The sequence below is a fragment of the Gluconobacter sp. P5H9_a genome, assembly GCF_018812085.1.
GTDB lineage: Bacteria > Pseudomonadota > Alphaproteobacteria > Acetobacterales > Acetobacteraceae > Gluconobacter.
The window spans coordinates 130,974-152,434 of the sequence record NZ_JACRVW010000005.1 but is presented as its reverse complement, the minus strand read 5'-3'; the positions used below and the strand labels follow the sequence as shown (position 1 = coordinate 152,434).

The following is a 21,461-nucleotide window of genomic DNA, read 5'->3' as shown; positions in this document are numbered from 1 at the left end:
AATTGGCAGAATTCCGCCACATTCCTGTCTAAGTGCTGTGACATTTATGTTGCATCTTCTGGTTTCGAAACAGAATCGTTCTCTGGCTTGGGGGGAGCACCTCACAGGATGCTTGACCCCGGATTTAAGTCATGGGTATGGGCGCTAGTGGCCAGTGCTTTTCCAGTGGTTCGCAGAGAGTTCGTTGAGGATTCTTGAGCGTTCCTGAGTGGAAGGGTGTGTGGTCCGGAACAACGCGGCAATATGCCGCATTTCGGTTTCTGATACGGAACCGTTCTCAGGGTTGAGACACATGAAGTTCAAGGTGTTTGGTGCGCTTGGTCTGGCGCTTGTTCTCGCAGCCTGCTCCAACGGCAAAACCGATACGGGCAACAGCACCGGCGCTGGCGCAGCCACGCAGGAAGCCGGCCCGACGCCGGGCAGCGAAGCTGACCTGGTTGCCAATGTTGGCGACCGTATCTTCTACGAGCTGAATGTATCCCAGCTTTCTGAAGAAGCTCGTGCAACGCTGGACAAGCAGGTTGCATGGCTCGCGAAGTATCCGCAGGTCAGCGTTCAGATCGCTGGTAACTGCGATGATCGCGGCACCGAAGAATACAACATTGCTCTCGGCCAGCGTCGTGCGAATGCTGCTCGTGACTATCTTGTTGCCAAGGGCGTGAGCGCTTCCCGGATCACGACGATCTCCTACGGCAAGGATCGTCCGACGGCTGACGGTGACGATGAAGCCTCATGGGCTCAGAACCGTAACGCGATCACCTCGGTTCGCTGAACCCAGGTCATCCGTCTGACGGACTGACAGTTTGAACGGCCGGGGGAGTTTATCCCCCGGCCGTTTCTGTTTTAAGACTGTTCATCAACCGAACTCGCCGGTCATTGCGAGAGGGCGCCCAGGCCGGGCGCTGACTATGTTTCAGGAGATCTTGCATGGCCCTGTCCCGTCCCCTCCGTGCCGTCATGCTCGGAACGGCGCTTTCTGTGCTTTGTCCTGTCCTGCCAGCCATGGCTCAGGACGCGTCGGATGGAGGGGGTATTTCCTCCCGAGAGGCGATTGCTCTTCAGGACGAAATTGCGTCGCTCCGTCAGCAGCTTTCCCAGATTCAGAACAGTGGGCCTCTGCCTGCTCCAAGCTCTTCGTCGTCGCGCGGTTCTTCCACCTCGGGAGCCGACGGCAACATGACGGCACAGCTTCTGGAGCGTGTTTCTGCCCTTGAAGAGCAGAACCGTCAGATGCGCGGGGAGCTGGATCAGCTAAGCAATGCGCAGAAGGAAACGCAGGCTAATCTGTCGAAGCAGATTTCAGACATGCAGTTTGCGTCGCAGAATGTTGGAAATGGCGCCGCCGCGTCTGCCCCGGCTGCTGCCAGCAGTTCGACAACACCTCCGAAAGCAGCAGAAACGGCGTCTCCGTCTTCTGACGATGCTCCCAAGACAGCTATTGATGCATTAAAGCTGGGGAACGCGGCCTTAAAAGCGGGCAAGTATGAAGATGCTGAGACGAATGCGCGCTTTGCAATAAAGACTGCCAAGAGCGCTTCCGGCAAGATGGATTCCCAATTCCTTCTGGCTCAGTCTCTGGCCGGTCAGAAGCAGTATCGCGAGTCTGCTGTTGCCTATTACGACGCCTACAACAAAGCGCCGAAAACGCCGAAGGCACAGGACTCCCTGTTAGGCGTTGCGGCTTCTCTCCTGGCTATGGGAGATAAGAATTCAGCCTGTCAGGCGCTTGATAAGCTGAAGACTGAGTTCCCAACGCCGACGCCTCGCGTGAAATCCGCAGCAGCAACGTTCCGTGGACGTGCAGCCTGTCATTGATCTGAACAATTCTATTCAGGCGGAGGAATTCTCTGTCTGGATGGATCGTGTGGGGCCTTGGCTGCCTGATGTGCCATCTGCTCCTGTCGGGCTGGCAGTTTCCGGAGGGGCGGATTCCCTGGCGCTCGCATGGTTGGCACGACGCTGGCGAACGCATGTTCTCGCATTCGTTGTTGATCACGCCTTGCGGCCGAATTCTGCGGCAGAGGCGCATCTTACAGCTGACAGGCTTGCGAAAATGGGAGTGGAGGCGCGGGTGTTAACTTTGGCGCCATTCCCGAAGGGGCGGCTTCAAGAGCGGGCACGGGATGCGAGATTTGATGCTCTGGAACGGGCCTGCGTCTCTGCCGGATGTCTGGACCTTCTGGTTGCACATCATCTGCACGATCAGGATGAGACCGTCTCCATGCGGTATGGTGCGGGAAGCGGCGAAGCCGGGCTGGCTGGGATTGCCGAAACCGCTATTCGCGGGCGGATCAGGATTGTTCGGCCGTTGTTGGCCTGTCACCCGGAACGGCTGAGAGCGACCTTACGGGCTGCTGGCGTAAATTGGGTCGAAGATCCCTCTAATCAGAATCGCCGGTTTGAGCGCGTTCGATGGCGACAGGACCTGACGGAGAGCGAGCGGTCGCAAGCACGCAGTTGGCAAGGGGACGCTATACGGACGCGTGAGGCGCGAGATGTTGCTTTGGCCAAATTACTGGCGCATGCGGCCGTATGGCATTCCGCAGGCTGGGTTTTCCTCAGAGAAGACGGCATTTGCGAGGACAGCGTGTCTGCTCTGGTGCGGTTGGTTTCTGGCAGTCGTTATCGCCCATCGCGTGAGAAAGTCCTGTCACTCATAAAGCAGGGACAAGGCTCACTCGGGGGCGTGATCATGCGGGCAGCAGGGCGGTTTGGGGACGGCGTTCTTTTTGTCAGAGAAATGCGGCCCGTAGAGGCTTCAGTCTGTGCTGCCGGACAGCCTCTCTGGGATGGGCGCTGGCGATGTCTGCAAGAGAATGTACCTGAAGGAACTCTGATTGGGGCTCTTGGAACTGGGGCTCAGGGTCTTGATGCCAGACGACTGGGAATTCCTGTTGAAGCGTTGCAGGCGCTCCCCGCTCTCTGGCGCGACGGGCGTGTCATAGGGTTACCAGATCTTCTGGAAAGGGCCGGAACGGCTCCATTCGTCTGGGCTGGAGGGGTTCCAGTTACCGGCGAAAACGGCTTAGACGGGTGAAAAACGTGCCAAAATGCGTGGAAATGCGTTTTCCTGCCCTTGATGGGGTAGGATCATGGGCAGGACCGCCTATGTTATGAAGTCAACGCAGACTATGACGTCGGCCTGTTGAGATGATGAAGCCCCGCTGCATCTGACGGACAGTCTGAAGGACGACAGAGAACGAGATGAACAATTTAGGCCGTAACGTTGCGATCTGGGTGGTCATCATCATGGTCGGAATGGCAGTGCTGACCGCCTTCCAGCCCGGTGGAAGCCAGCATGCTGCCCAGCAGATCGCCTATTCCGATTTTGTCCATGATGTGGACGAGCACCAGGTGCGCTCGGTGGTTATCCAGGAACAAAATATTTCTGGAACACTGACGAACGGTACCTCCTTCGAAACCTATGCACCGATGGATCCGGGCCTTCCGGCTCGTCTGACCGGCGCGGGTGTTGAAGTGACAGCCAAGCCAATGGATAGCGGTGAGAACTCCATCCTGCGGTATGTGGGAAATTATCTTCCCGTTCTTCTGCTTGTTGGCCTGTGCTTCATGGTGTTTCGCCAGATGCAGGCCGGTGGTGGTCGCGCGATGGGGTTTGGCAAGTCCAAGGCTCGTCTGCTGACGGAAAAGACGGGCCGCGTCACATTTGACGATGTGGCAGGTATCGATGAAGCCAAGGCTGAGCTCGAGGAAATCGTCGAATTCCTGAAAGATCCGCAGAAGTTCACGCGTCTGGGCGGCAAGATCCCCAAGGGTGCCCTGCTGGTCGGTCCTCCGGGTACGGGTAAGACGCTTCTGGCCCGTGCGATTGCCGGTGAAGCCAACGTGCCGTTCTTTACGATTTCCGGTTCGGACTTCGTGGAGATGTTCGTTGGTGTCGGTGCATCCCGTGTGCGTGACATGTTCGAGCAGGGCAAAAAGGCTGCTCCGTGCATCATCTTCATCGACGAGATTGACGCCGTTGGCCGCCATCGTGGTGCCGGTCTTGGTGGCGGCAATGATGAGCGCGAGCAGACCCTTAACCAGATGCTCGTCGAGATGGATGGTTTTGAAAGCAATGAGGGCGTTATCCTGATTGCAGCAACCAACCGTCCGGATGTTCTGGATCCGGCTCTGCTGCGTCCGGGGCGTTTTGATCGTCAGGTCGTTGTGCCGAACCCTGATGTTGCTGGTCGCGAAAAGATCCTGCGCGTTCACATGAAGAAAGTACCGCTGTCTTCAGATGTGGACCCAAAAGTGATTGCTCGTGGTACGCCAGGCTTCTCCGGTGCTGATCTGGCCAATCTTGTGAACGAAGCTGCTCTGATGGCTGCCCGTCAGGGACGCCGTACGGTCGGAATGGCTCAGTTCGAAGAGGCCAAGGACAAGGTCATGATGGGCGCAGAGCGTCGGTCCATGGTCATGACCGAAGACGAAAAGCGCTCGACGGCTTACCATGAGGCCGGTCACGCTATCTGCGCGATCTTTACGCCGGGTAGTGACCCCATTCACAAGGCCACGATTGTGCCGCGTGGGCGCGCTCTGGGTCTGGTGATGACGCTGCCTGAGAAAGACAACATTTCCTACAGCCGGAAATGGTGCCTGGCGCGTCTGGTGATTGCCATGGGTGGCCGTGTGGCTGAAGAAATCATCTTTGGCCCGGAAGAAGTCAGTGCCGGTGCGTCTGGTGATATCAAGAGCGCTACCGATCTGGCTCGCCGAATGGTCACGGAATGGGGCATGAGCGACAAGCTCGGCATGATTTCCTATGGCGATAACGGACAGGAAGTCTTCCTGGGTCACTCTGTCACACAGAACAAAAATCTGTCTGAGCAGACGGCGCGCGATATCGACGTAGAGATCAAGGCTCTGATCGATACGGCTTACCAGCAGGCGCATCACCTGCTTCTGACGCGGATTGATGATCTGCACCGTCTGACAGCGGCTCTCCTTGAGTATGAGACGCTGACCGGGGATGATGTCGGGCGTATCATGCGGGGAGAGGCGATCGAGCGTCCGTCCGACGACGAGCAATTGCCGGATAATCGCCGCGCCTCTGTGCCAACGACGCGTCCGGGTGCGTTTGATCCGGCTCCTCAGGCAGGCTAATCAAACCGTTAACCGCACCGCAAGGCGCGTCATTGGAGGGGAATTTCCCCTCCGGTGCCGCGCCTTTTTCTTATCTATCGAGACAGGCAGGATTTCATAACCATGGCCAGCAAGAGGGCTCTGTTCGGGACGGACGGCATCAGGGGAACCGCAAACACTGCTCCGATGACGGTGGAAGTTTCCCAGAAGCTTGGACAGGCCGCAGGCCTGTATTTCATGCGCAGTCAGAGCCGTCGACATACTGTTGTGCTGGGCAAGGACACACGCCTGTCCGGGTATATGATTGAATGTGCTCTTGTTGCGGGCTTTCTGTCCGCCGGTATGGATGTGATCCTTGTCGGCCCGCTTCCGACGCCAGCGATTGCCATGCTGACGCGGTCTTTGCGGGCAGACCTCGGTGTCATGATCTCGGCCTCTCACAATCCCTTCACCGACAATGGCATCAAGCTGTTTGGCCCAGACGGTTTCAAGCTCTCCGATGAAGTGGAAGGGGAGATTGAAGCCATGATGGGACAAGACCTGTCTCAGCGTTTGGCTTCACCGGCAGAAATCGGGCGTGCCTCTCGTTTGAACGATGCCGCTGGCCGATACATTGAGAATGCCAAAGCTTCCTTCCCGCGGGGGCTGCGTCTGGATGGTTTGAAGATTGTTCTCGATTGCGCAAATGGGTCTGCATATCGCGTGGCACCAACTGCTCTCTGGGAGCTGGGTGCGGAAGTTATCAAGATTGGTTGCTCACCGGATGGCCTGAACATCAATGATGGTGTTGGCTCTACCCACCCAGAGACGCTTTGTGCTGCCGTGAAGGAACATGGCGCGGACTTCGGCATTGCGCTGGACGGAGACGCCGACCGTGTTCTGATCGCCGATGAGAACGGCAATCTGGTTGATGGTGATCAGATTCTTGGGTTGATCGCCCGCTTCTGGAAACAGCATGGACGTCTGCGGACCAACACGGTTGTGGCCACAGTCATGTCCAATATGGGGCTGGAGAAGGCTCTTGCGGAAGATGGTCTGGAGCTTCAGCGGACGGCAGTCGGGGATCGTTACGTCGTTGAACGCATGCGTGAGAATGGTGGGAACCTGGGCGGAGAGCAATCCGGGCACATGGTCCTGTCCGATTACGCTACGACCGGAGATGGGCTGATTGCCGCCCTCCAGGTTCTGGCTGTTTCAGTGGAGACCAAGAAGCCTGCCAGTGAGATCTGTCAGGTCTTCCAGCCTTTTCCCCAGCTTCTCAAAAATGTTCGCTACTCAGGGGCTAATCCGTTGAGTAGTCCCGAACTGGCTGCTGCCAAAGCCTGGGCGGAAGAACGTCTCGCCGGGCGCGGTCGTCTGGTTCTGAGAGCCAGCGGCACTGAGCCTCTGATTCGCGTGATGGCGGAAGCAGAAGACGATGCTTTGGTTCTTCAGGTCGTGGATCATGTTTGTGAGGCGATCAGAGCAATTACGGAGACCTGACGTATGCGTGGCCGGGTTCTGACAGTTGCGGGAAGTGATTCGGGTGGCGGGGCCGGGATTCAGGCCGACCTGAAGACCATTACCGCTCTAGGCGGCTTTGGAATGAGCGCCCTTACAGCTCTGACGGCACAGAATACGCTGGGTGTCTTTGGGGTGGAGGCTGTCTCCCCGGCGTTTGTTCGACAGCAGATGCAGGTCGTTCTTGATGATCTGGGTGCAGATTGCTGCAAAACCGGAATGCTGGCGACAGCGGACATTGTTCATGCCGTTGCTGACGAACTGGAAAGCCACACGCATCTCCAGTTGGTGCTTGACCCGGTCATGGTGTCCACCAGCGGATCAGCTCTTCTGGCTGATGACGCCGTAGACGCTGTGATGAGCCGTCTTTTGCCGCGGGCCTTGGTCGTGACTCCCAATATTCCCGAAGCAGAAGTCATGACGGGTGAGACCATTCATGATCTGGCAGGAATGCGTCGGGCAGCCCACACCCTGCAAGAGCGGGGAGCTACGGCCGTTCTGCTCAAAGGGGGACATATGACGGGAGAGGATCTCGAGGATCTCCTCGTCTTCCCCAATGGTGATGAATACGTACACCGCGCAACGCGGATTCATACGCGTCATACTCATGGAACAGGCTGTACGCTTGCCAGTGCCATTGCGACGGGCATTGCACAGGGTATGGATCTTGAAGCAGCGGTACGTCGAGCTAACGCCTATCTACGGCTCGCGCTCTCAGATGCGCCGGGATATGGAGCTGGTCACGGGCCGGTCAATCATGGTGTGACGATCCGGCCAGACTGGTACCAATCCTGAAGATCACGTTTTAGGCGACGGTCAGTTCAGATGTGGCTCTGGTCATTGGGCTGACAGAGGCGGGCAGGGGCTCGGCCGCTGTTTCTTCACGCAGAATATAGCCACGTCCCCAGACTGTAGAGATGAGGTTGCTGGCCCCTGCTTTCTGAAGCTTACGGCGAAGTTTGCAGATGAAGACATCGATGATCTTCATCTCAGGCTCATCAATGCCGCCATAAAGATGATTCAGGAAAGCATCCTTGGTCAGGACAGAGCCTTTCCGAATAACCAGAAGCTCCAGAATGGCATATTCCTTGCCCGTCAGGTGCAGGGCATTCCCCTCAACAGTGACGTTTTTCCCGTTCAGATCCAGTTCCAGATTGCCAATGCGCAGGCAAGGTTCGGAAAAGCCGCGAGAGCGGCGCATGACGGCCTGAAGGCGGGCAACAAGCTCGCCTGAGTCATAAGGCTTTGTCATGTAATCATCGGCACCCATCGAGAAGGCACGGATTTTGGCCTGGGGGCGGAGCAGGGCAGAGAGAACGAGAACAGGCGTTGTAATCCGGGCTGCGCGGACGCGGCGGATCACATCGTAACCTTCGATATCGTTCAGCATCAGTTCCAGCACCATCAGATCATAATCGTAATGCCGGAGCATCTCGATTGCTTCCTCGCCAGAGGACGTATGATCGACGGTGAAGGCAGCCGTGCGAAGGGTCTGAGACAGATGGGCTGCGGCCTGAAGATCGCTATCGACAAGAAGGATACGCATGTTTCTCAACTCCCGGATTGGTGAAGCAATGGTTACTACCCAAGGTTGTGTTTGTCGATAGATACAAATCAAAAAGCGTAAAAATTTCATTATTACGTCATTGAGGAGCGCTTGTTCAGGGTTTGTTAAGGTCGCGCTCCTTATGGTTGTTTGATGACGTCACACCGCCAAAACTCTCAGAAAGTTGCCGAAAAAAGCGGATTGAAGAGTCTTCTCGAAAAGCTTTCATCCGTGCACGTTGATAGTGCAACTGGAGTTGTTCGGGATGTGACGGGGTTGTGCATGACCATTCACGGCCTGGAGGGACTCGTTTCTATTGGTGACAGAATTAACGTGAAGGCACGTTCTGGGTCATCAATACAGTCTGAGGTTGTGGGATTTCATAATGCACACGCGAGGGTCATGGCGTTCGGTAGCCTTGAAGGGATTGGGCCTGGGTGTGAAGCGCGTATTTCTTTGAGTGGGCGTCAGTCAGCCAGTCTGGATGTGAATGAAAGCTGGCTTGGAAGAGTGGTGGACCCCCTCGGGATGCCGATCGACGGGAAGGGGCCGTTAGCGCCGGTATTCCAGCAACAGTCTGTAAGTGCGGCGCCTCCAAACGCTGCGACGCGGGCACGGCTTGGAGAGCGCATAGATTTGGGAGTGCGGGCGCTTGATGCGTTTACAACCTGTCGGCGTGGTCAGAGGCTGGGATTGTTTGCCGGGTCTGGTGTCGGAAAATCCACTCTGCTGTCTATGCTGGCGCGCGGTGCGAACTGCGATGTGGCGGTCATTGCACTGGTCGGTGAGCGCGGCCGTGAAGTTCGTGAATTCATTGAAGACGATCTGGGGGCTGAGGGGCTGGCGCGGAGTGTGGTTGTCATTGCCACATCAGATGCCCCGCCGTTGATGCGCCGGGATGCTGCCGTGGCAGGGGTGGCGATTGCGGAACACTTTCGGGATCAGGGTAAATCCGTACTTTTGCTGATGGATAGTGTGACCCGCTATTGTATGGCGCTACGTGAGATCGGTCTTTCAGCCGGCGAACCGCCTGCTACTCGTGGCTATCCTCCATCTGTTTTTGCTGAACTGCCACGATTGCTCGAACGCGCGGGGCCTGGTTATCCGGGAGAAGGCATGATTACCGCTCTGTTCACGGTTCTCGTGGAAGGTGACGATCATAACGAGCCCGTTGCAGACGCCGTTCGTGGTATTCTCGATGGGCATATTGTGCTGGATCGGCGGATTGGTGAGCAGGGGCGTTATCCCGCGATTGACGTTCTTCGGTCTCTGTCACGTGCCGTACCGGGATGTAATTCAGCTGAGGAAAACAGGCTCACGAAGCAGGCGCGGGCGACCATGGCAACCTATGAACGGATGGCCGATATGATTCGTCTGGGGGCGTACAAGGCTGGAACAGAGCCGGACGTCGATGAGGCTGTGCGGCTTATGCCCAGGCTTGAAGAGTTTCTTTCTCAAGGCAAGAGCGAACGGTCTAACTGTGCGGAAGCGTTTGAGCAGCTTTCCAGCATTGTGAATGCCGCAGCCTGAACACTAGGAGAGCAGGTAAAATGAAGCAGATGCCATTGGATACGCTCAAGCGCCTTCGGCGCCATGAACTGGAGGCTGTTGAGAAGGCGTTTGGCGAAGCAGTAGCGCGCGAGACTGCTGCTGAAGCCGTGTTGAGCAAGGCGCATCTACAACTGGTTCAGGAGCAGGGGCTGGCGTCAGATCCGCAGGCTGATGACGATGCAGTAGAAGCATTCAGCCGCTGGTTGCCCGTTGGCCAGCGTGCGATCGCTGACGCGCAGAAGCTTTGTCGGGAGGCAGCACTTGATCGGGATTGTATTCGGTCAGCTCTGCTGATGGCTCAGGCCGCCCTGAAAGCGGTTGAGAAACTTAAAGAAAAGCAGCGTGTCGAGACGAATTATCTCACTCTTCGTAAGGAGCAGGCAGCTCTGGATGAACTGGCGCTGCGTCAGAGGGCCTTATACTGACGTTGCTGAACGTAGAACGCCTGCGAGTTGGTGTGCCGTTCCGATAAGTGTGCAGGCAACAGGGTGCGTTTCATCACGGACGAAGGCGAGAATCAAAGTCCCGTCGCTTGGGAAAAGATCGCTTTCAAGGCTGACGACGGGAGCAGTCCCGCCTTCTTCCGATGCTGCTTGAGCGGCATGGGCTAAGAGCCGCGTTACGGCTTTTTCGAGAGCCGGAAGCACGATGGTGTGCGGCGTATCATGTTCTGCGGCGTGGGCGGCAACAAGCTCGTCCCATCCTTCTCTTGTGATGAACGCAGGAACACCATCGGGCGGTGTTTCCCGTTCAGCGCGGAAAATAGCCCCAGACTGGGCAAGCCCCAGAATGTTGACGGCAGGGAGTGTGGAAGGATCAAGCACGACAGACATGTCGGCTTTTTATCAGTGAGAAGGTGGGAAAAGAAGGCGCGCCCTGCATAAAGTCAGAGCGCGCCCGTAAAATTAGTGGGGAGGGTTGCCCATAGCCTGCATCAGGGCGTTGACCTGATCCGGATGGGCTTTGAACAGCGCAACGTTGTTCGGGTTGGGAGACGGCATGCCTGCTGGAACCTGTCCGTTGCTTACGGCAAGCGTCATGCCAAAGGTCGTCATGCCCGTGATGAAGCTTTCCGGCGTAAAGCCATGGGATGAGAGCACAGCGGCAAAACCGGGAACCTGACCTGCCTGGCTGATCATCGCCTGTAAGCCAAGCCCCTGAGAGTTGGGTGGCTGGATATTGCGGGCCTGGAGCTCACCAATCGTGCTCGTAGCACGCGGCATGAAGTCTGCGGGCAGGGCGTAACGCATAGCGCGCTCTGTATCGGCCTTGAACTGCGGGGGAACCTGCGCAGGCTGCTGGGTTTGTTGCCCATCAACCTGTGTCTGGCTTGGGTAGCCCTGTGCGTGTGCAGAAAAAGGAAGAGCCGCGCTGGCGAAGAGAGCGAGCGCTGTGAGCGTTTTGATGTTCAAAGTCATGCGTTTACCCATTCGCCGGAACGCATCAGAGGCGTGCGGCTGCCATTTTTGATCCCATCGAGATCGATTTTATCCGAGCCAATCATCCAGTCGATATGGATCAGGGAGTCATTAACGCCACGCTCCAGAAGCTGTTCCGGCGTCAGACCTTCAATGTCGACCATGCACTTGGTGTAGGCTTGGCCTAGCGCAATGTGGCTGGATGCATTCTCATCGAACAAGGTGTTCCGATAGAGGATTTCGCTCGCGGAAATTGGCGACGAGTGGGGCACAAGGGCCACCTCGCCAATCCGGCGTGCGCCTTCATCAGTGTCCAGAATACGATGGAGAACGTTTTCACCCTTGCTCGCGTGTGCTTCGACAATGCGTCCATCTTCAAAACGGACGGAAATATCGTCGATCAGTGTGCCCTGATGGAATAGTGGCTTGGTACTGCAGACGGTGCCGTTCACACGGGAGCGGTGCGGTGTTGTGAAGATTTCTTCGGTTGGGATGTTCGGATTGCAGACAATGCCGTTCAGTGCCTCTTCCGATCCGCCAGCCCAGGCATGGCCATCTGCAAGGCCAACCGTAAGATCAGTACCGGGACCGGTGAAGTGCAGGGCGTCAAAGCGTGTGTCGTTCATGAATTTGGCACGGGCATGCAGGCGGGCGTTGTGGGCCTTCCAGTCTGCTACCGGATCTGGGACATCCACGCGCGAAGCTTTGAAAATGCCGTTCCACAGCGCTGTCAGTGCATCTTTCGGAGCCAGATCGGGGAAGACCTGTGCGGCCCATGCCGGGGTGGCGCAGGCGATGATGTTCCAGTTCACTGCGAACTGGGTGATGATTTCCATCGCCGGGCGGTTGGCTGCTGAGTTGGCGCGGTTGGCGCGTGAAATCCGTTCTGGATCCTGGCCTGCAAGGAGGGTTGGGTTGGCACCAGTAATGGCCATGCGCGCTGCCCCTTCACGGAAGGCGCGGGCAATACCGTCAGCCAGCCAGGTCGGGGCTGTATCGAAAGCGGCATCAGAGGCATGAACGTAACGGGCGAGTATCGTCTCATCATCGGCGTACAGCGTTGTGACGAGTGATGCTCCAGCCTTGTAGGCGTGTTCGGTAACGCGCCGGACCAGCGGAACAGCATCCAGCGGTGCCGTAATGAGGAGCTGCTGCCCCGGCTTGATGTTCAGTCCGACGCGAACTGCGACTTCGCCAAGGCGGTCAAGAAGCTGCTCGTGCGAAAATTGGGAAGTAGCGGACACATCTTGCTCTTTCGCAGTGGAATTCTGTTTTTCATCGTGGGGGCTGCACGACCGAAGTGCAAGAGCATGCCGGGTGGGGCCTGAAGTGGATGGACCCTCGCTCTATTGCGGTTGGTGTGGCTCTTTGTGAAGGGACGAGATTAAGTGCAGGGTTGAGCAGCATGGACGGAGAGTGCGGCACGCCGTAGTCTTGCAGGATGCGTCCTGGACTTCATATTTTCGCTGACGATGGTCAGCCGGACCAGCAGCCGTTTGATGTCGCTGTTGTCATGCCCAGCCTGCTGAGGCCCTCATTATTTTATGCTTTGCGGTCGATCTTCGCCCAGAGTGGTGACCTGCGCGTGCAGATCATGATCGGTGCGGATACTACGCCACCAGATGGAGCGCGGGAGATGCTGGAGAGTGCCTGTCAGGCGCGTCCGGAGGGCTGGTCAGTGGAGGTGCTGTGGCCGGGATATTCCACGTCTGTGCGGCATGGAGGGTTTGGCCGCGCACGTGATGGAGGCGTGCTGAGGAGTGTCTTGAGCCAGCTCTCCAATGCGCCTCGGGTGGCTTATCTGGATGATGACAACTGGTGGGCACCGGATCATCTGTCTTCGCTTGTTGACGCGATTGATGGAAAGGACTGGGCCTGGTCAGGTCGATGGTTTGTACATCCCAAAACGTTAAGGCCGGTTTGTGAAGATCAGTGGGAATCTGTGGGCCCCGGCGGGGGGCTCTTCCGTAAGGCTTTTGGAGGGTTTGTTGACCCGAATTGTCTGATGATTGATCGGACGAGAGTTCCGGAGGTTCTGGATCTCTGGAATCAGCCTCTTCCGCAGGATCAGGGCGGGATGACGGCAGATCGAAGTGTTTTTAACTGGCTGAAAAGCCGGCCCGGCGAACCTACCGGAAAGTACTCAGCATTCTATGTTCTGACGGAAACGGACGGCATGCATCCGGTTCGTCTGCAATGCATGGGCGAGGCATGGAGCCGGGCAGGCCTGTAAGACTGCCCGGTTCGCAATTTCACATGGAGCGAATGGTGTTCCGGCGCGGCGCGCGGCGCTGACGCTGCTGGTCCTGCGGTTGGGCGCTCGGGTTGGCGGCGCGGGTAGCCTTGTCACGGGCTGCGGCGCGGAGTTCGGTTTCCAGTTCCTTGATACGGCGCTGGACGCTCTCTTTCAGAGCAGGGGACGTGTGAGACTTCATGGAAGCTAGTGTTTCCTTGAGGTCCCGAAGCTGCTTTTCCTTCTCTGCCTGGTTACGGCGGATAGGCTGATTGTCGGACATCTGTCCGTGGAATGCGCGCATGGTCTTGGTCTTTCAGCACGAAACGCCAGAGGCCTCCGCATCATCACTGAATGCGGAACGGTGCGCGAATGCACACCGGGCAGCCTCTGAAAGGTCATGATCGTGAGGGCGGATCAGTCCGCCCAACTGTGGTTCAGGATCGGTTTGTGAGAATGATGGCCCGCAGGGCGTCAATCAGGCGTGTGCAGGCCTCGTCAGTTCCGATCGTGACGCGTAGCCAGTTCTGGATACGCGGGGTTGAAAGATGCCGCACCAGGATCGAACGTTCGCGCAGGGCGCTGGCAACCGATCCGGCCGGATGCGCCGGGTGGCGCATGAGAATGAAGTTGGCACAGGATGGAAGGACTTGGAAGCCGAGATTTTCCAGTTCAGGGACAAGTGTTTTCCGGCTGGCGATCACTCGGTCTGTAATCTCTTCCAGCCAATCCGTGTCTTTGATGGCAGCGATGGCCCCTGCCTGCGCCGGGCGTGAAAGCGGATAGGAGTTGAAGCTGTCCTTGACGCGGATCAGTCCTTCAATCAGTTCCGGCGAGCCGATTGCGAAACCGACGCGCAGCCCAGCCAGAGCATAGGATTTGGACAGTGTCTGAACGACCAGAAGGTTGTCATGACGCTTCGTCAGTTCGATGGCCGAGTCGGCACCGAAATCCACGTATGCTTCGTCAATGATGACCGTCCGGTCCGGATGACGAAGAGCGAGCGTTTCGATCTGTTCAAGCGAGAGGGCCAGACCCGTATTGGCGTTGGGGTTCGCGACGACAACGCCACCGCAGGGGCCATCATAAGCGTTGATGTCGATCTCGTAGTCGTCGTTGAGCGGGAACTGCTTGAAGGGCTGTTCAAACAGGCTGCAATAGACCGGATAGAAGCCGTAAGTGACGTCCGAGAAGTAGAGCGGTGCGTCATCGTGAAAGAGGGCACGGAAGGCGTGAGCCAAGACTTCATCGGAGCCATTTCCAACGAAAACCCGGTCTGTTGTGACACCGAAGCGCTTCGCGATGGTTTCACACAGGATTGTTGCAGTTGGGTCCGGGTAAAGGCGAAGGTCGTCCGTTGCAGTCTCTCGAATAGCCTCCAGCACCCGCGGGCTCGGACCATACGGAGACTCGTTCGTATTGAGCTTCAGCAGGTTGGTTAGTTTAGGTTGTTCGCCAGGGACGTAAGGGTCCAGAGCGTGGACGCGTTTGTTCCAGAAGCGGCTCATGCGCCTGTTTCCTGATCGAAAAAGCCAGTCACACCCTGTCGCTCTGCGAGGTCACGGGCAGAAACGCCGTCGCCGTCCCGATGATCCGGATTGGCGCCCGCAGACAGAAGAAGCCGTGCCATGTCCGTACGGCCAAACATGATGGCGAACATCAGTGGAGTCCGGCCCGAGAAATTTGCGTGATCCACCTGAGCCCCATTGTCGATCAGGACCTGTGCAATGTCCGTCATGCCTTTGAAGGCGACGCCGGACAGGGCTGTGGCTCCCTTGAGATCAACGGATTCCGTATTGGCCCCGCGTGCGAGGAGTAGCCGCGCGGCATCTAGATGTCCGTTGTAGGTCGAGACAATGAGGGCCGTGTAGCCGCGACTGTCAGGTGTATCGATGAGCATTCCTGCATCCAGAAACTGGGTCAGGAGGTCCGTGTCACCCTCACGGGCGGCGTCAATGAACAGGGCAGTGATCTGTTCAGGCGTGAAGTTGACGGTCTGTGCGTTCATGACGGTTTCCACAAGGGGGACATAGTGCCGTTAGGTTAGCGGCTTGCGGGAGGGGGCGAAAGAGCCAGGGTTTCCCCGTTTTCCAGAGCTTTAAAGGGACGGGTACGGTCCTGAAAGGCCAGATTGAGGCGTGCCGCAGGCTCCAGAATAGCTTCATCAGTCAACTGGAATGTCCCGAAGTGAATGGCCATCGCCTGGGTGGGCTTGAGCGTATCAAAGGCCATGACCGCCTCTTCCGGATTCATGTGAACACGACGCATGAAATTGCGTGGCTCGTAGGCACCGATTGGCAGAATTGCGAGGTCAATCGTGTTCCAGCGGCTGTGGATCGCGTCAAAGTGACGGCCCCACGCTGTGTCCCCGGCGAAGAACACGGTTTTGTTCTGAGTTTCGATCATGAAGCCGCCCCAGAGGGCCTTGTTCTGATCGAATGGAGTACGGGCACTTCCATGCAGGGCGGGCGTTGCAGAAATGCGCGCGCCTTCCGCCTGCGTGCTGTTCCACCAGTCAAGTTCGACAATGCGGGGCAAGCCAGCTTTTTCCAGATGGCTACGGTTTCCCGGCAACGTAATGCACAGCGGATCACCTTTGCGCGCCAGAATGCGCAGGGTCGGGAGGTCCATGTGGTCGTAATGGCAATGTGAAACCAGAATGAGATCGATTGGCGGCAGGTCTTCAAAACAGATGCCAGGTGGCCGGACGCGTCTGGGGCCGAAACTCCGGAACGGGGAGCAGCGTTCTGAAAACACCGGGTCCGTGATGATGCGTAATGGTTCACGTCCCTGCCGGCCGAACTGGAGCAGAACGGTGGCATGGCCGATGAACGTTGCGAGACATTCACCGGGCGCGGGAGCAGTCAGGGTGTGGGGTTTCTGAGGGGGTAGGGCATCAGGCCAGCGGGGACGCAGGCTGAGCTGCCACTTCAGGATATTGCGGAAGCGCTGGGCAGGGGTTCGTCCTGAAACAGCGTTATCCGGGCGCCACGAAGGTGGGTTGAAATAACGTGTTCCATCGAAGTGAGGCGGGTTGTCGTCAAGCACAAGACCGTGTTTCACAATATGGTTTACCCATCAAGCATTGCGTCAGACGTGATATCGCGTCATGCCGTGGCTGCAGAAGGTGCGGGGGCATCATTGACCTTTCCCCCGCTCGTCACAAGCCGGAGACCCCATACCGATGAGTACGCTTCCTGAACTCGGTATCAATACCATCCGCACCCTTTCCATGGACGCCGTCGAGCGTGCGAATTCCGGGCATCCCGGAACCGCAATGGCTCTCGCCCCGGCCATGTATGCGCTTTGGCAGCATGATCTGAACTACGATCCTGCCGATCCGCTATGGCCAGCCCGTGACCGGTTCGTCCTGTCCGTCGGACACGCCTCCATGCTCCTGTACTCGACGCTGTTCCTGACAGGCGTTCGGGACATCCAGGATGGAAAGGTCGTGGACCAGCCAGCTCTCACTGTCGAGGACCTGAAGCAGTTCCGCCAGCTGAGCTCCCGGACGCCGGGCCACCCGGAATATCGTTTCACCTCAGGCGTTGAAACAACGACCGGCCCGCTGGGTCAGGGCTGTGGCAACTCCGTGGGTATGGCCATTGCTGAAAAGTGGCTGGCTGAAACGTATAACCGCCCGGGCTTCAAGCTGTTCGACTATCACGTCACGGTTTTCTGTGGTGATGGCGACATGATGGAAGGTGTGGCTTCGGAAGCGGCTTCAACGGCCGGTCATCTGGGCCTCGGCAACCTGACCTGGGTTTACGATTCCAATCAGATCTCCATTGAAGGCTCGACCGACCTTGCCCTGACCGAAGACGTTGGCAAGCGTTTCGAGGCCTATAAGTGGCACGTTCAGACGCTGACGGACGGTAACGACGTTGATGCGATCCTGAAGGCCCTTCAGGAAGCCAAGAAGGTCACGGACCGTCCGAGCATGATCGTTCTGAAGACGGTCATTGGTTACGGTGCGCCGAAGAAGGCCGGTACAGCTTCTGCTCATGGTGAACCGCTGGGCAAAGATGAAATCAAGGGCGCGAAGGCAGCTTATGGCTGGCCGGAAAATGCCGGTGATTTCTATGTTCCGGATGGTGTCCAGGAACATTTCGCCGAAGGTCTCGGCAAGCGTGGTGCAGCGGCCAGTGCTCAGTGGCGCGAACTGTTCTCGGCTTACAAGGAAGCGCATCCGAAGGAAGCCGCCGAGCTTGAGGCGATCTTCGAGCACCGTCTGCCAGAAGGCTGGGACAAGGACATCCCGGTTTACGAGGCTGATGCCAAGGGCGTTGCATCCCGTGCAAGCTCTGGCCAGGTGCTGAATGCCGTTGCCAAGAACCTGCCCTGGATGATCGGTGGGTCTGCTGACCTGACGCCCTCCACGAAGACAGACATCAAGGGTGGTGGATCGTTCCAGCCGCCGCAGTGGGGTGGCACCTATGGTGGACGCAACCTCCACTTCGGTGTGCGTGAACACGCGATGGGTTCGATCTGTAATGGTATCGCGCTGTCCGGTATCCGCGCCTATGGCTCCGGCTTCTTGATCTTCTCTGATTACATGAAGGCTCCGATCCGTCTGTCGGCCATCATGGAACTGCCGGTCACGTATATCTTCACGCATGACTCCATTGGCGTTGGTGAAGATGGCCCGACCCATCAGCCGATCGAGCAGCTTGCTCAACTTCGCGCGACCCCGGGCATCATGACGATCCGCCCATCCGACGCCAACGAAGTGGCAGAGGCATGGCGCACGCTGATCCCGATGACGCACAAGCCTGCTGTTCTGGCTCTAAGCCGCCAGAATCTGCCAACCATTGACCGCACGAAGTATGCAGCGGCTTCCGGTCTGGCCAAGGGCGCGTACGTTCTGGCCTCCTGTGAAGGTAAGCCGGATGTGATTCTGATGGCTTCGGGTTCTGAAGTATCGCTGGTTGTCGAAGCTTATGAAAAGCTTACGGCAGAAGGTGTGAAGGCCCGCGTGGTGTCGATCCCGAGTTTCGATCTGTTTGAAGAGCAGAGCCAGGAATACCGCGATTCCGTTCTGCCGCCTGACGTGATCGGCCGCGTGGCTGTCGAGCAGGCTGCGGCCTTCGGTTGGGACCGTTATGTCGGTCTTGGCGGCTCGATCATTGCCATGAATTCGTTTGGTGCATCGGCTCCTGCCTCTGCACTTCTGACCAAGTTCGGTTTTACGCCGGAAGCAGTTTATGGCGCCGCGAAGCGTCAGGCTGCCCGTAGCAAGTAAGGAGAGAACCTGTGGCGGACACAATCTCTAACACCGGCCTAGACAAAGTGGGCAGTGTCCTGCGGGATCTGGAAAAGCACGGCCAGTCCCCCTGGCTGGACTTTATCCAGCGCAGTTTTACGGAAGATGGCAGCCTCAAGAAGCTTGTCGAGGAAGACGGGCTTCGCGGGGTCACCTCCAACCCGGCCATTTTCGAGAAGGCCATCGGTAAGGGGACGGAATACGATCCTCAGATCCGCAAGCTTCTCGAAGGGGAAGGTCTCTCTGCTGGAGACCTTTATGAGCACCTCGCGATTGATGATATCCGCGCTGCCTGCGGTGTCCTTTATCCGGTGTTCGAAAAGACAAAGGGTCTGGACGGGTACGTCAGCCTCGAAGTCTCTCCGTATCTGGCCTTCGACGCGCACGGCACCATCACGGAAGCCCGTCGCCTGTGGAAGGCTGTCGGTCGTAAGAACCTGATGGTCAAGATTCCGGGTACGGAAGAAGGCACGGGTGCGATCCGCGAAGCGATTGCAGACGGCATCAACATCAACGTGACGCTGCTGTTCTCTCTGGATGCCTACAAGGCCGTTCTGGAAGCTTACATTTCCGGTCTTGAAGCCCGCGCAGCCCGTGGGGAAGACATTTCCCACATCTCCAGCGTGGCGTCGTTCTTCGTCAGCCGTATTGACGCAAAGATCGATGGCGAAATCGATCGCCGCGTCGCCGCTGGTGACAAGGATGCGGAAGCGCTCAAGGCTCTGCGTGGCAAGGTTGCCATCGCAAACGCCAAGGTCGCTTACCAGTATTATCTGGACGTGAAGAAGAGCCCGCGCTGGCAGGCACTGGCTGCCAAGGGTGCGAACCCGCAGCGTCTGCTCTGGGCCAGCACCGGCACGAAGGACAAGGCTTACTCTGACGTCCTTTACGTCGAAGAGCTGATTGGTCCTGAGACGGTCAACACCATTCCGCCAGCAACGTTCGATGCGTTCCGCGATCACGGCAAGCTCCGTGAGAGCCTGACGGAAAACATTGAAGAAGCCCGTCACGTTCTTGCTGAGGCCGAGCGCCTTGGTCTGGATCTGGCCGGTGTCACGGCGAAGCTGGTGAAGGATGGCTGTGCCTCCTTCTCTGAGTCCTTCGACACTCTTCTCGGTGCGGTCGCTGAAAAGCGGGAGTCTGTGCTGGGAAAACGGTTGCTCCACGTCACAGCTGACCTTCCCTCGGATATCCGCGACGATGTTGCTGAATCCGAGACGGCGTGGAGCAAGGAAGGTCTTGTCCGTCGCATTTGGGCGAAGGACGCCTCTGTCTGGACGAATGGTGCTGAAGCCGGTTGGCTGAACTGGCTGACCATTGTTCAGGATCGTCTGTGGCACATTGAAGAGCTGGAACTTCTGGCTCGTGATGTCCGCAGTCGTGGTTTCTCTGACATCCTGCTTCTGGGTATGGGCGGTTCGAGCCTTGGCCCAGAGGTTCTGGCCGAAACCTTCGGTCAGCAGGAAGGTTGGCCGAAGCTACATGTTCTCGACAGCACCGACCCGCAGCAGGTTCGGGCTTATGAGAAGGCTGTTGATCTCAAGAAGACCTTGTTCATCGTGGCCAGCAAGTCTGGCGGCACGCTGGAGCCGAACATTCTGTTCGCGCATTTCTGGACGGTTGCCGGCCAGGCTCTGGGCAAGGCTCCGGGTGATAACTTCATCGCCATTACGGACCCTGACTCCCACATGCAGAAGGTCGCCGAAGAGAACGGCTTCTGGCGTATTTTCTACGGTGATCCGAAGATTGGTGGACGGTTCTCTGTCCTGTCAAACTTTGGACTGGTGCCAGCCGCCGTCAGCGGTCTGGATGTTCGCAAGTTCTTGACCATTACCAATCTGATGGTCGAGAGCTGTGGTCCAAGCGCACCGGCACACGTTAACCCCGGTGTGACGCTGGGTCTGATCCTTGGTCATTCCGCCAAGTGCTTCGGCCGTGACAAGGTGACAATCCTTGCTTCCAAGGGCATTGCGTCCTTCGGAGCCTGGCTTGAGCAGCTTATTGCGGAAAGCACCGGTAAGAAGGGCACAGGTCTGATCCCGATTGACGAGGAAGTGCTCGGCACGCCTGACGTCTACGGCAAGGACCGCGTTTTCGTGGACATCCTGCTGGGCGACGACGTTCCGGACAGTCGTCTTGGGGCACTGCGTGAAGCCGGGGCTCCGGTGATTACGGTACGTCTGGCAAACAAAAACGAGATCGGGCAGGCTTTCTTTGTCTTTGAATTTGCAACTGCTGTTGCAGGTGCGGTTCTCGGGATTGACCCGTTTGATCAGCCGGATGTCGAGTTCAGCAAGGTTGAAACCCGCAAGCTGACGAACGCCTATGCTGAAACTGGTTCATTGCCAGCAGAAGAGCCGTTCGCGATCGACGGAAAGCTGTCTTTCTACGCAGACGAAAAGAATGCGGGTGTTCTTGGGGGAGGAGACGCTGTTTCCGTTCTCAAGAAGCATTTCAGCCGTGTTGGTGCGGGCGATTATGTTGGCCTTCTGGCCTATATAGAGCGCAACCGTGAAACACGGGACTGGGCGCAGGACGTTCGGATGGAATTGCGGGATGCGCTGAAGGTTGCCACAGCAGCCGAGTTCGGCCCGCGCTTCCTTCACTCGACAGGCCAGGCCTACAAGGGCGGCCCCGACAGTGGTGTTTTCCTTCAGGTTACTGCCAAAGATGCTGCAGATGTTCCGGTTCCGGGGCATGGCTTCAGCTTCGGTGTCGTCAAGGCGGCACAGGCACGCGGTGACTTTGAAGTTCTCTCGGCCCGTGGGCGTCGTGCCCTCCGGGTGCATATCGATGGACCGTTGGAAGAGGGCCTGAAGACCCTTGCCACGGCAATCCATAAAGCGGTGGCAGGAGCATAAA

The 21,461-nt window shown here is 57.6% G+C and carries 19 protein-coding genes; 11 read left to right on the top strand and 8 right to left on the bottom strand.

The window, feature by feature from the left end:
* Positions 1–292 precede the first annotated feature (292 nt).
* The 6 genes from pal (at position 293) to thiD (ending at position 7,383) form a co-directional block, all read left to right on the top strand.
* Entirely contained in the window at positions 293–772 is a 480-nt protein-coding gene (pal, locus tag KP708_RS07355; protein ID WP_202206413.1) for a peptidoglycan-associated lipoprotein Pal, read from the top strand.
* A 155-nt stretch (positions 773–927) separates the two neighbouring features.
* Positions 928–1,815: a tol-pal system YbgF family protein gene (locus KP708_RS07350; RefSeq protein WP_215749045.1), complete on the top strand. Its 888-nt coding sequence runs from the start codon at positions 928–930 to the stop codon at positions 1,813–1,815.
* The gene (gene tilS, locus KP708_RS07345; RefSeq protein ID WP_371822662.1) at positions 1,793–3,037 is read left to right on the top strand and encodes a tRNA lysidine(34) synthetase TilS; all 1,245 of its coding nucleotides are present in this window, start codon (positions 1,793–1,795) and stop codon (positions 3,035–3,037) included. Before KP708_RS07350 ends, tilS begins: the two co-directional genes overlap by 23 nt.
* 167 nt (positions 3,038–3,204) lie before the next feature.
* The gene (ftsH, locus tag KP708_RS07340) at positions 3,205–5,109 is read left to right on the top strand and encodes an ATP-dependent zinc metalloprotease FtsH (RefSeq protein WP_064273855.1); all 1,905 of its coding nucleotides are present in this window, start codon (positions 3,205–3,207) and stop codon (positions 5,107–5,109) included.
* A 102-nt stretch (positions 5,110–5,211) separates the two neighbouring features.
* Positions 5,212–6,570 (top strand): phosphoglucosamine mutase, encoded by a 1,359-nt coding sequence (gene glmM, locus KP708_RS07335; RefSeq protein WP_215749043.1) that lies wholly within the window; start codon positions 5,212–5,214, stop codon positions 6,568–6,570.
* A gap of 3 nt (positions 6,571–6,573) precedes the next feature.
* Positions 6,574–7,383, top strand: a complete 810-nt coding sequence (gene thiD / locus KP708_RS07330) for a bifunctional hydroxymethylpyrimidine kinase/phosphomethylpyrimidine kinase (protein ID WP_215749042.1) — start codon at positions 6,574–6,576, stop codon at positions 7,381–7,383.
* Between the two features lie 10 nt (positions 7,384–7,393).
* Here thiD and KP708_RS07325 read toward each other — a convergent pair whose 3' ends face one another.
* Positions 7,394–8,134 (bottom strand): response regulator transcription factor, encoded by a 741-nt coding sequence (locus tag KP708_RS07325; protein WP_215749040.1) that lies wholly within the window; start codon positions 8,132–8,134, stop codon positions 7,394–7,396.
* Between the two features lie 153 nt (positions 8,135–8,287).
* Here KP708_RS07325 and fliI point away from each other — a divergent pair, with 153 nt between their 5' ends.
* Together fliI and KP708_RS07315 are read left to right on the top strand one after the other, a co-directional pair.
* Complete coding sequence (gene fliI, locus KP708_RS07320) at positions 8,288–9,664, top strand: flagellar protein export ATPase FliI (RefSeq protein WP_215749039.1); 1,377 nt, start codon at positions 8,288–8,290, stop codon at positions 9,662–9,664.
* Positions 9,665–9,684: 20 nt separating this feature from the next.
* Positions 9,685–10,110 carry a flagellar FliJ family protein gene (locus KP708_RS07315; RefSeq protein WP_215749037.1) on the top strand — a complete coding sequence of 142 codons (426 nt, stop codon included), beginning with the start codon at positions 9,685–9,687 and terminating at the stop codon, positions 10,108–10,110.
* Here the strand turns inward: KP708_RS07315 and KP708_RS07310 are convergent.
* The 3 genes from KP708_RS07310 to KP708_RS07300 form a co-directional block, all read right to left on the bottom strand.
* Positions 10,102–10,518 (bottom strand): hypothetical protein, encoded by a 417-nt coding sequence (locus KP708_RS07310; protein WP_215749036.1) that lies wholly within the window; start codon positions 10,516–10,518, stop codon positions 10,102–10,104. The genes KP708_RS07315 and KP708_RS07310 overlap by 9 nt on opposite strands.
* A 72-nt stretch (positions 10,519–10,590) precedes the next feature.
* Positions 10,591–11,103: a hypothetical protein gene (locus KP708_RS07305; protein ID WP_215749035.1), complete on the bottom strand. Its 513-nt coding sequence runs from the start codon at positions 11,101–11,103 to the stop codon at positions 10,591–10,593.
* Positions 11,100–12,347: an aminopeptidase gene (locus KP708_RS07300; RefSeq protein ID WP_215749033.1), complete on the bottom strand. Its 1,248-nt coding sequence runs from the start codon at positions 12,345–12,347 to the stop codon at positions 11,100–11,102. The genes KP708_RS07305 and KP708_RS07300 overlap by 4 nt, the downstream gene beginning before the upstream one ends.
* 197 nt (positions 12,348–12,544) lie before the next feature.
* Here KP708_RS07300 and KP708_RS07295 point away from each other — a divergent pair, with 197 nt between their 5' ends.
* Complete coding sequence (locus KP708_RS07295; protein ID WP_215749032.1) at positions 12,545–13,336, top strand: glycosyltransferase; 792 nt, start codon at positions 12,545–12,547, stop codon at positions 13,334–13,336.
* Between the two features lie 19 nt (positions 13,337–13,355).
* Here KP708_RS07295 and KP708_RS07290 read toward each other — a convergent pair whose 3' ends face one another.
* The 4 genes from KP708_RS07290 to KP708_RS07275 form a co-directional block, all read right to left on the bottom strand.
* Positions 13,356–13,640 (bottom strand): hypothetical protein, encoded by a 285-nt coding sequence (locus KP708_RS07290; protein WP_046899925.1) that lies wholly within the window; start codon positions 13,638–13,640, stop codon positions 13,356–13,358.
* Between the two features lie 133 nt (positions 13,641–13,773).
* Positions 13,774–14,844, bottom strand: coding sequence for a histidinol-phosphate transaminase (gene hisC, locus KP708_RS07285; RefSeq protein WP_215749031.1), 1,071 nt, complete (start codon positions 14,842–14,844; stop codon positions 13,774–13,776).
* Entirely contained in the window at positions 14,841–15,344 is a 504-nt protein-coding gene (locus KP708_RS07280) for an ankyrin repeat domain-containing protein (RefSeq protein ID WP_215749029.1), read from the bottom strand. The genes hisC and KP708_RS07280 overlap by 4 nt, the downstream gene beginning before the upstream one ends.
* A 35-nt stretch (positions 15,345–15,379) precedes the next feature.
* Complete coding sequence (locus tag KP708_RS07275; RefSeq protein WP_371822661.1) at positions 15,380–16,399, bottom strand: MBL fold metallo-hydrolase; 1,020 nt, start codon at positions 16,397–16,399, stop codon at positions 15,380–15,382.
* Positions 16,400–16,520: 121 nt separating this feature from the next.
* On the opposite strand from KP708_RS07275, the gene tkt reads away from it, so the two are divergent.
* Together tkt and KP708_RS07265 are read left to right on the top strand one after the other, a co-directional pair.
* Positions 16,521–18,578, top strand: a complete 2,058-nt coding sequence (tkt, locus tag KP708_RS07270) for a transketolase (RefSeq protein WP_215749028.1) — start codon at positions 16,521–16,523, stop codon at positions 18,576–18,578.
* A gap of 11 nt (positions 18,579–18,589) precedes the next feature.
* Positions 18,590–21,460: a bifunctional transaldolase/phosoglucose isomerase gene (locus tag KP708_RS07265; protein WP_215749027.1), complete on the top strand. Its 2,871-nt coding sequence runs from the start codon at positions 18,590–18,592 to the stop codon at positions 21,458–21,460.
* Position 21,461: the final 1 nt, after the last annotated feature.

Coding starts and splice junctions, on each gene's coding strand:
- KP708_RS07315 (WP_215749037.1), top strand. CDS start 9,685: ATGAAGCAGATGCCATTGGATACGCTCAAGCGCCTTCGGCGCCATGAA.
- ftsH (WP_064273855.1), top strand. CDS start 3,205: ATGAACAATTTAGGCCGTAACGTTGCGATCTGGGTGGTCATCATCATG.
- KP708_RS07295 (WP_215749032.1), top strand. CDS start 12,545: ATGCGTCCTGGACTTCATATTTTCGCTGACGATGGTCAGCCGGACCAG.
- KP708_RS07305 (WP_215749035.1), bottom strand. CDS start 11,103: ATGACTTTGAACATCAAAACGCTCACAGCGCTCGCTCTCTTCGCCAGC.
- KP708_RS07350 (WP_215749045.1), top strand. CDS start 928: ATGGCCCTGTCCCGTCCCCTCCGTGCCGTCATGCTCGGAACGGCGCTT.
- KP708_RS07325 (WP_215749040.1), bottom strand. CDS start 8,134: ATGCGTATCCTTCTTGTCGATAGCGATCTTCAGGCCGCAGCCCATCTG.
- pal (WP_202206413.1), top strand. CDS start 293: ATGAAGTTCAAGGTGTTTGGTGCGCTTGGTCTGGCGCTTGTTCTCGCA.
- fliI (WP_215749039.1), top strand. CDS start 8,288: ATGACGTCACACCGCCAAAACTCTCAGAAAGTTGCCGAAAAAAGCGGA.
- KP708_RS07310 (WP_215749036.1), bottom strand. CDS start 10,518: ATGTCTGTCGTGCTTGATCCTTCCACACTCCCTGCCGTCAACATTCTG.
- thiD (WP_215749042.1), top strand. CDS start 6,574: ATGCGTGGCCGGGTTCTGACAGTTGCGGGAAGTGATTCGGGTGGCGGG.
- KP708_RS07290 (WP_046899925.1), bottom strand. CDS start 13,640: ATGCGCGCATTCCACGGACAGATGTCCGACAATCAGCCTATCCGCCGT.
- tkt (WP_215749028.1), top strand. CDS start 16,521: ATGAGTACGCTTCCTGAACTCGGTATCAATACCATCCGCACCCTTTCC.
- hisC (WP_215749031.1), bottom strand. CDS start 14,844: ATGAGCCGCTTCTGGAACAAACGCGTCCACGCTCTGGACCCTTACGTC.
- KP708_RS07280 (WP_215749029.1), bottom strand. CDS start 15,344: ATGAACGCACAGACCGTCAACTTCACGCCTGAACAGATCACTGCCCTG.
- glmM (WP_215749043.1), top strand. CDS start 5,212: ATGGCCAGCAAGAGGGCTCTGTTCGGGACGGACGGCATCAGGGGAACC.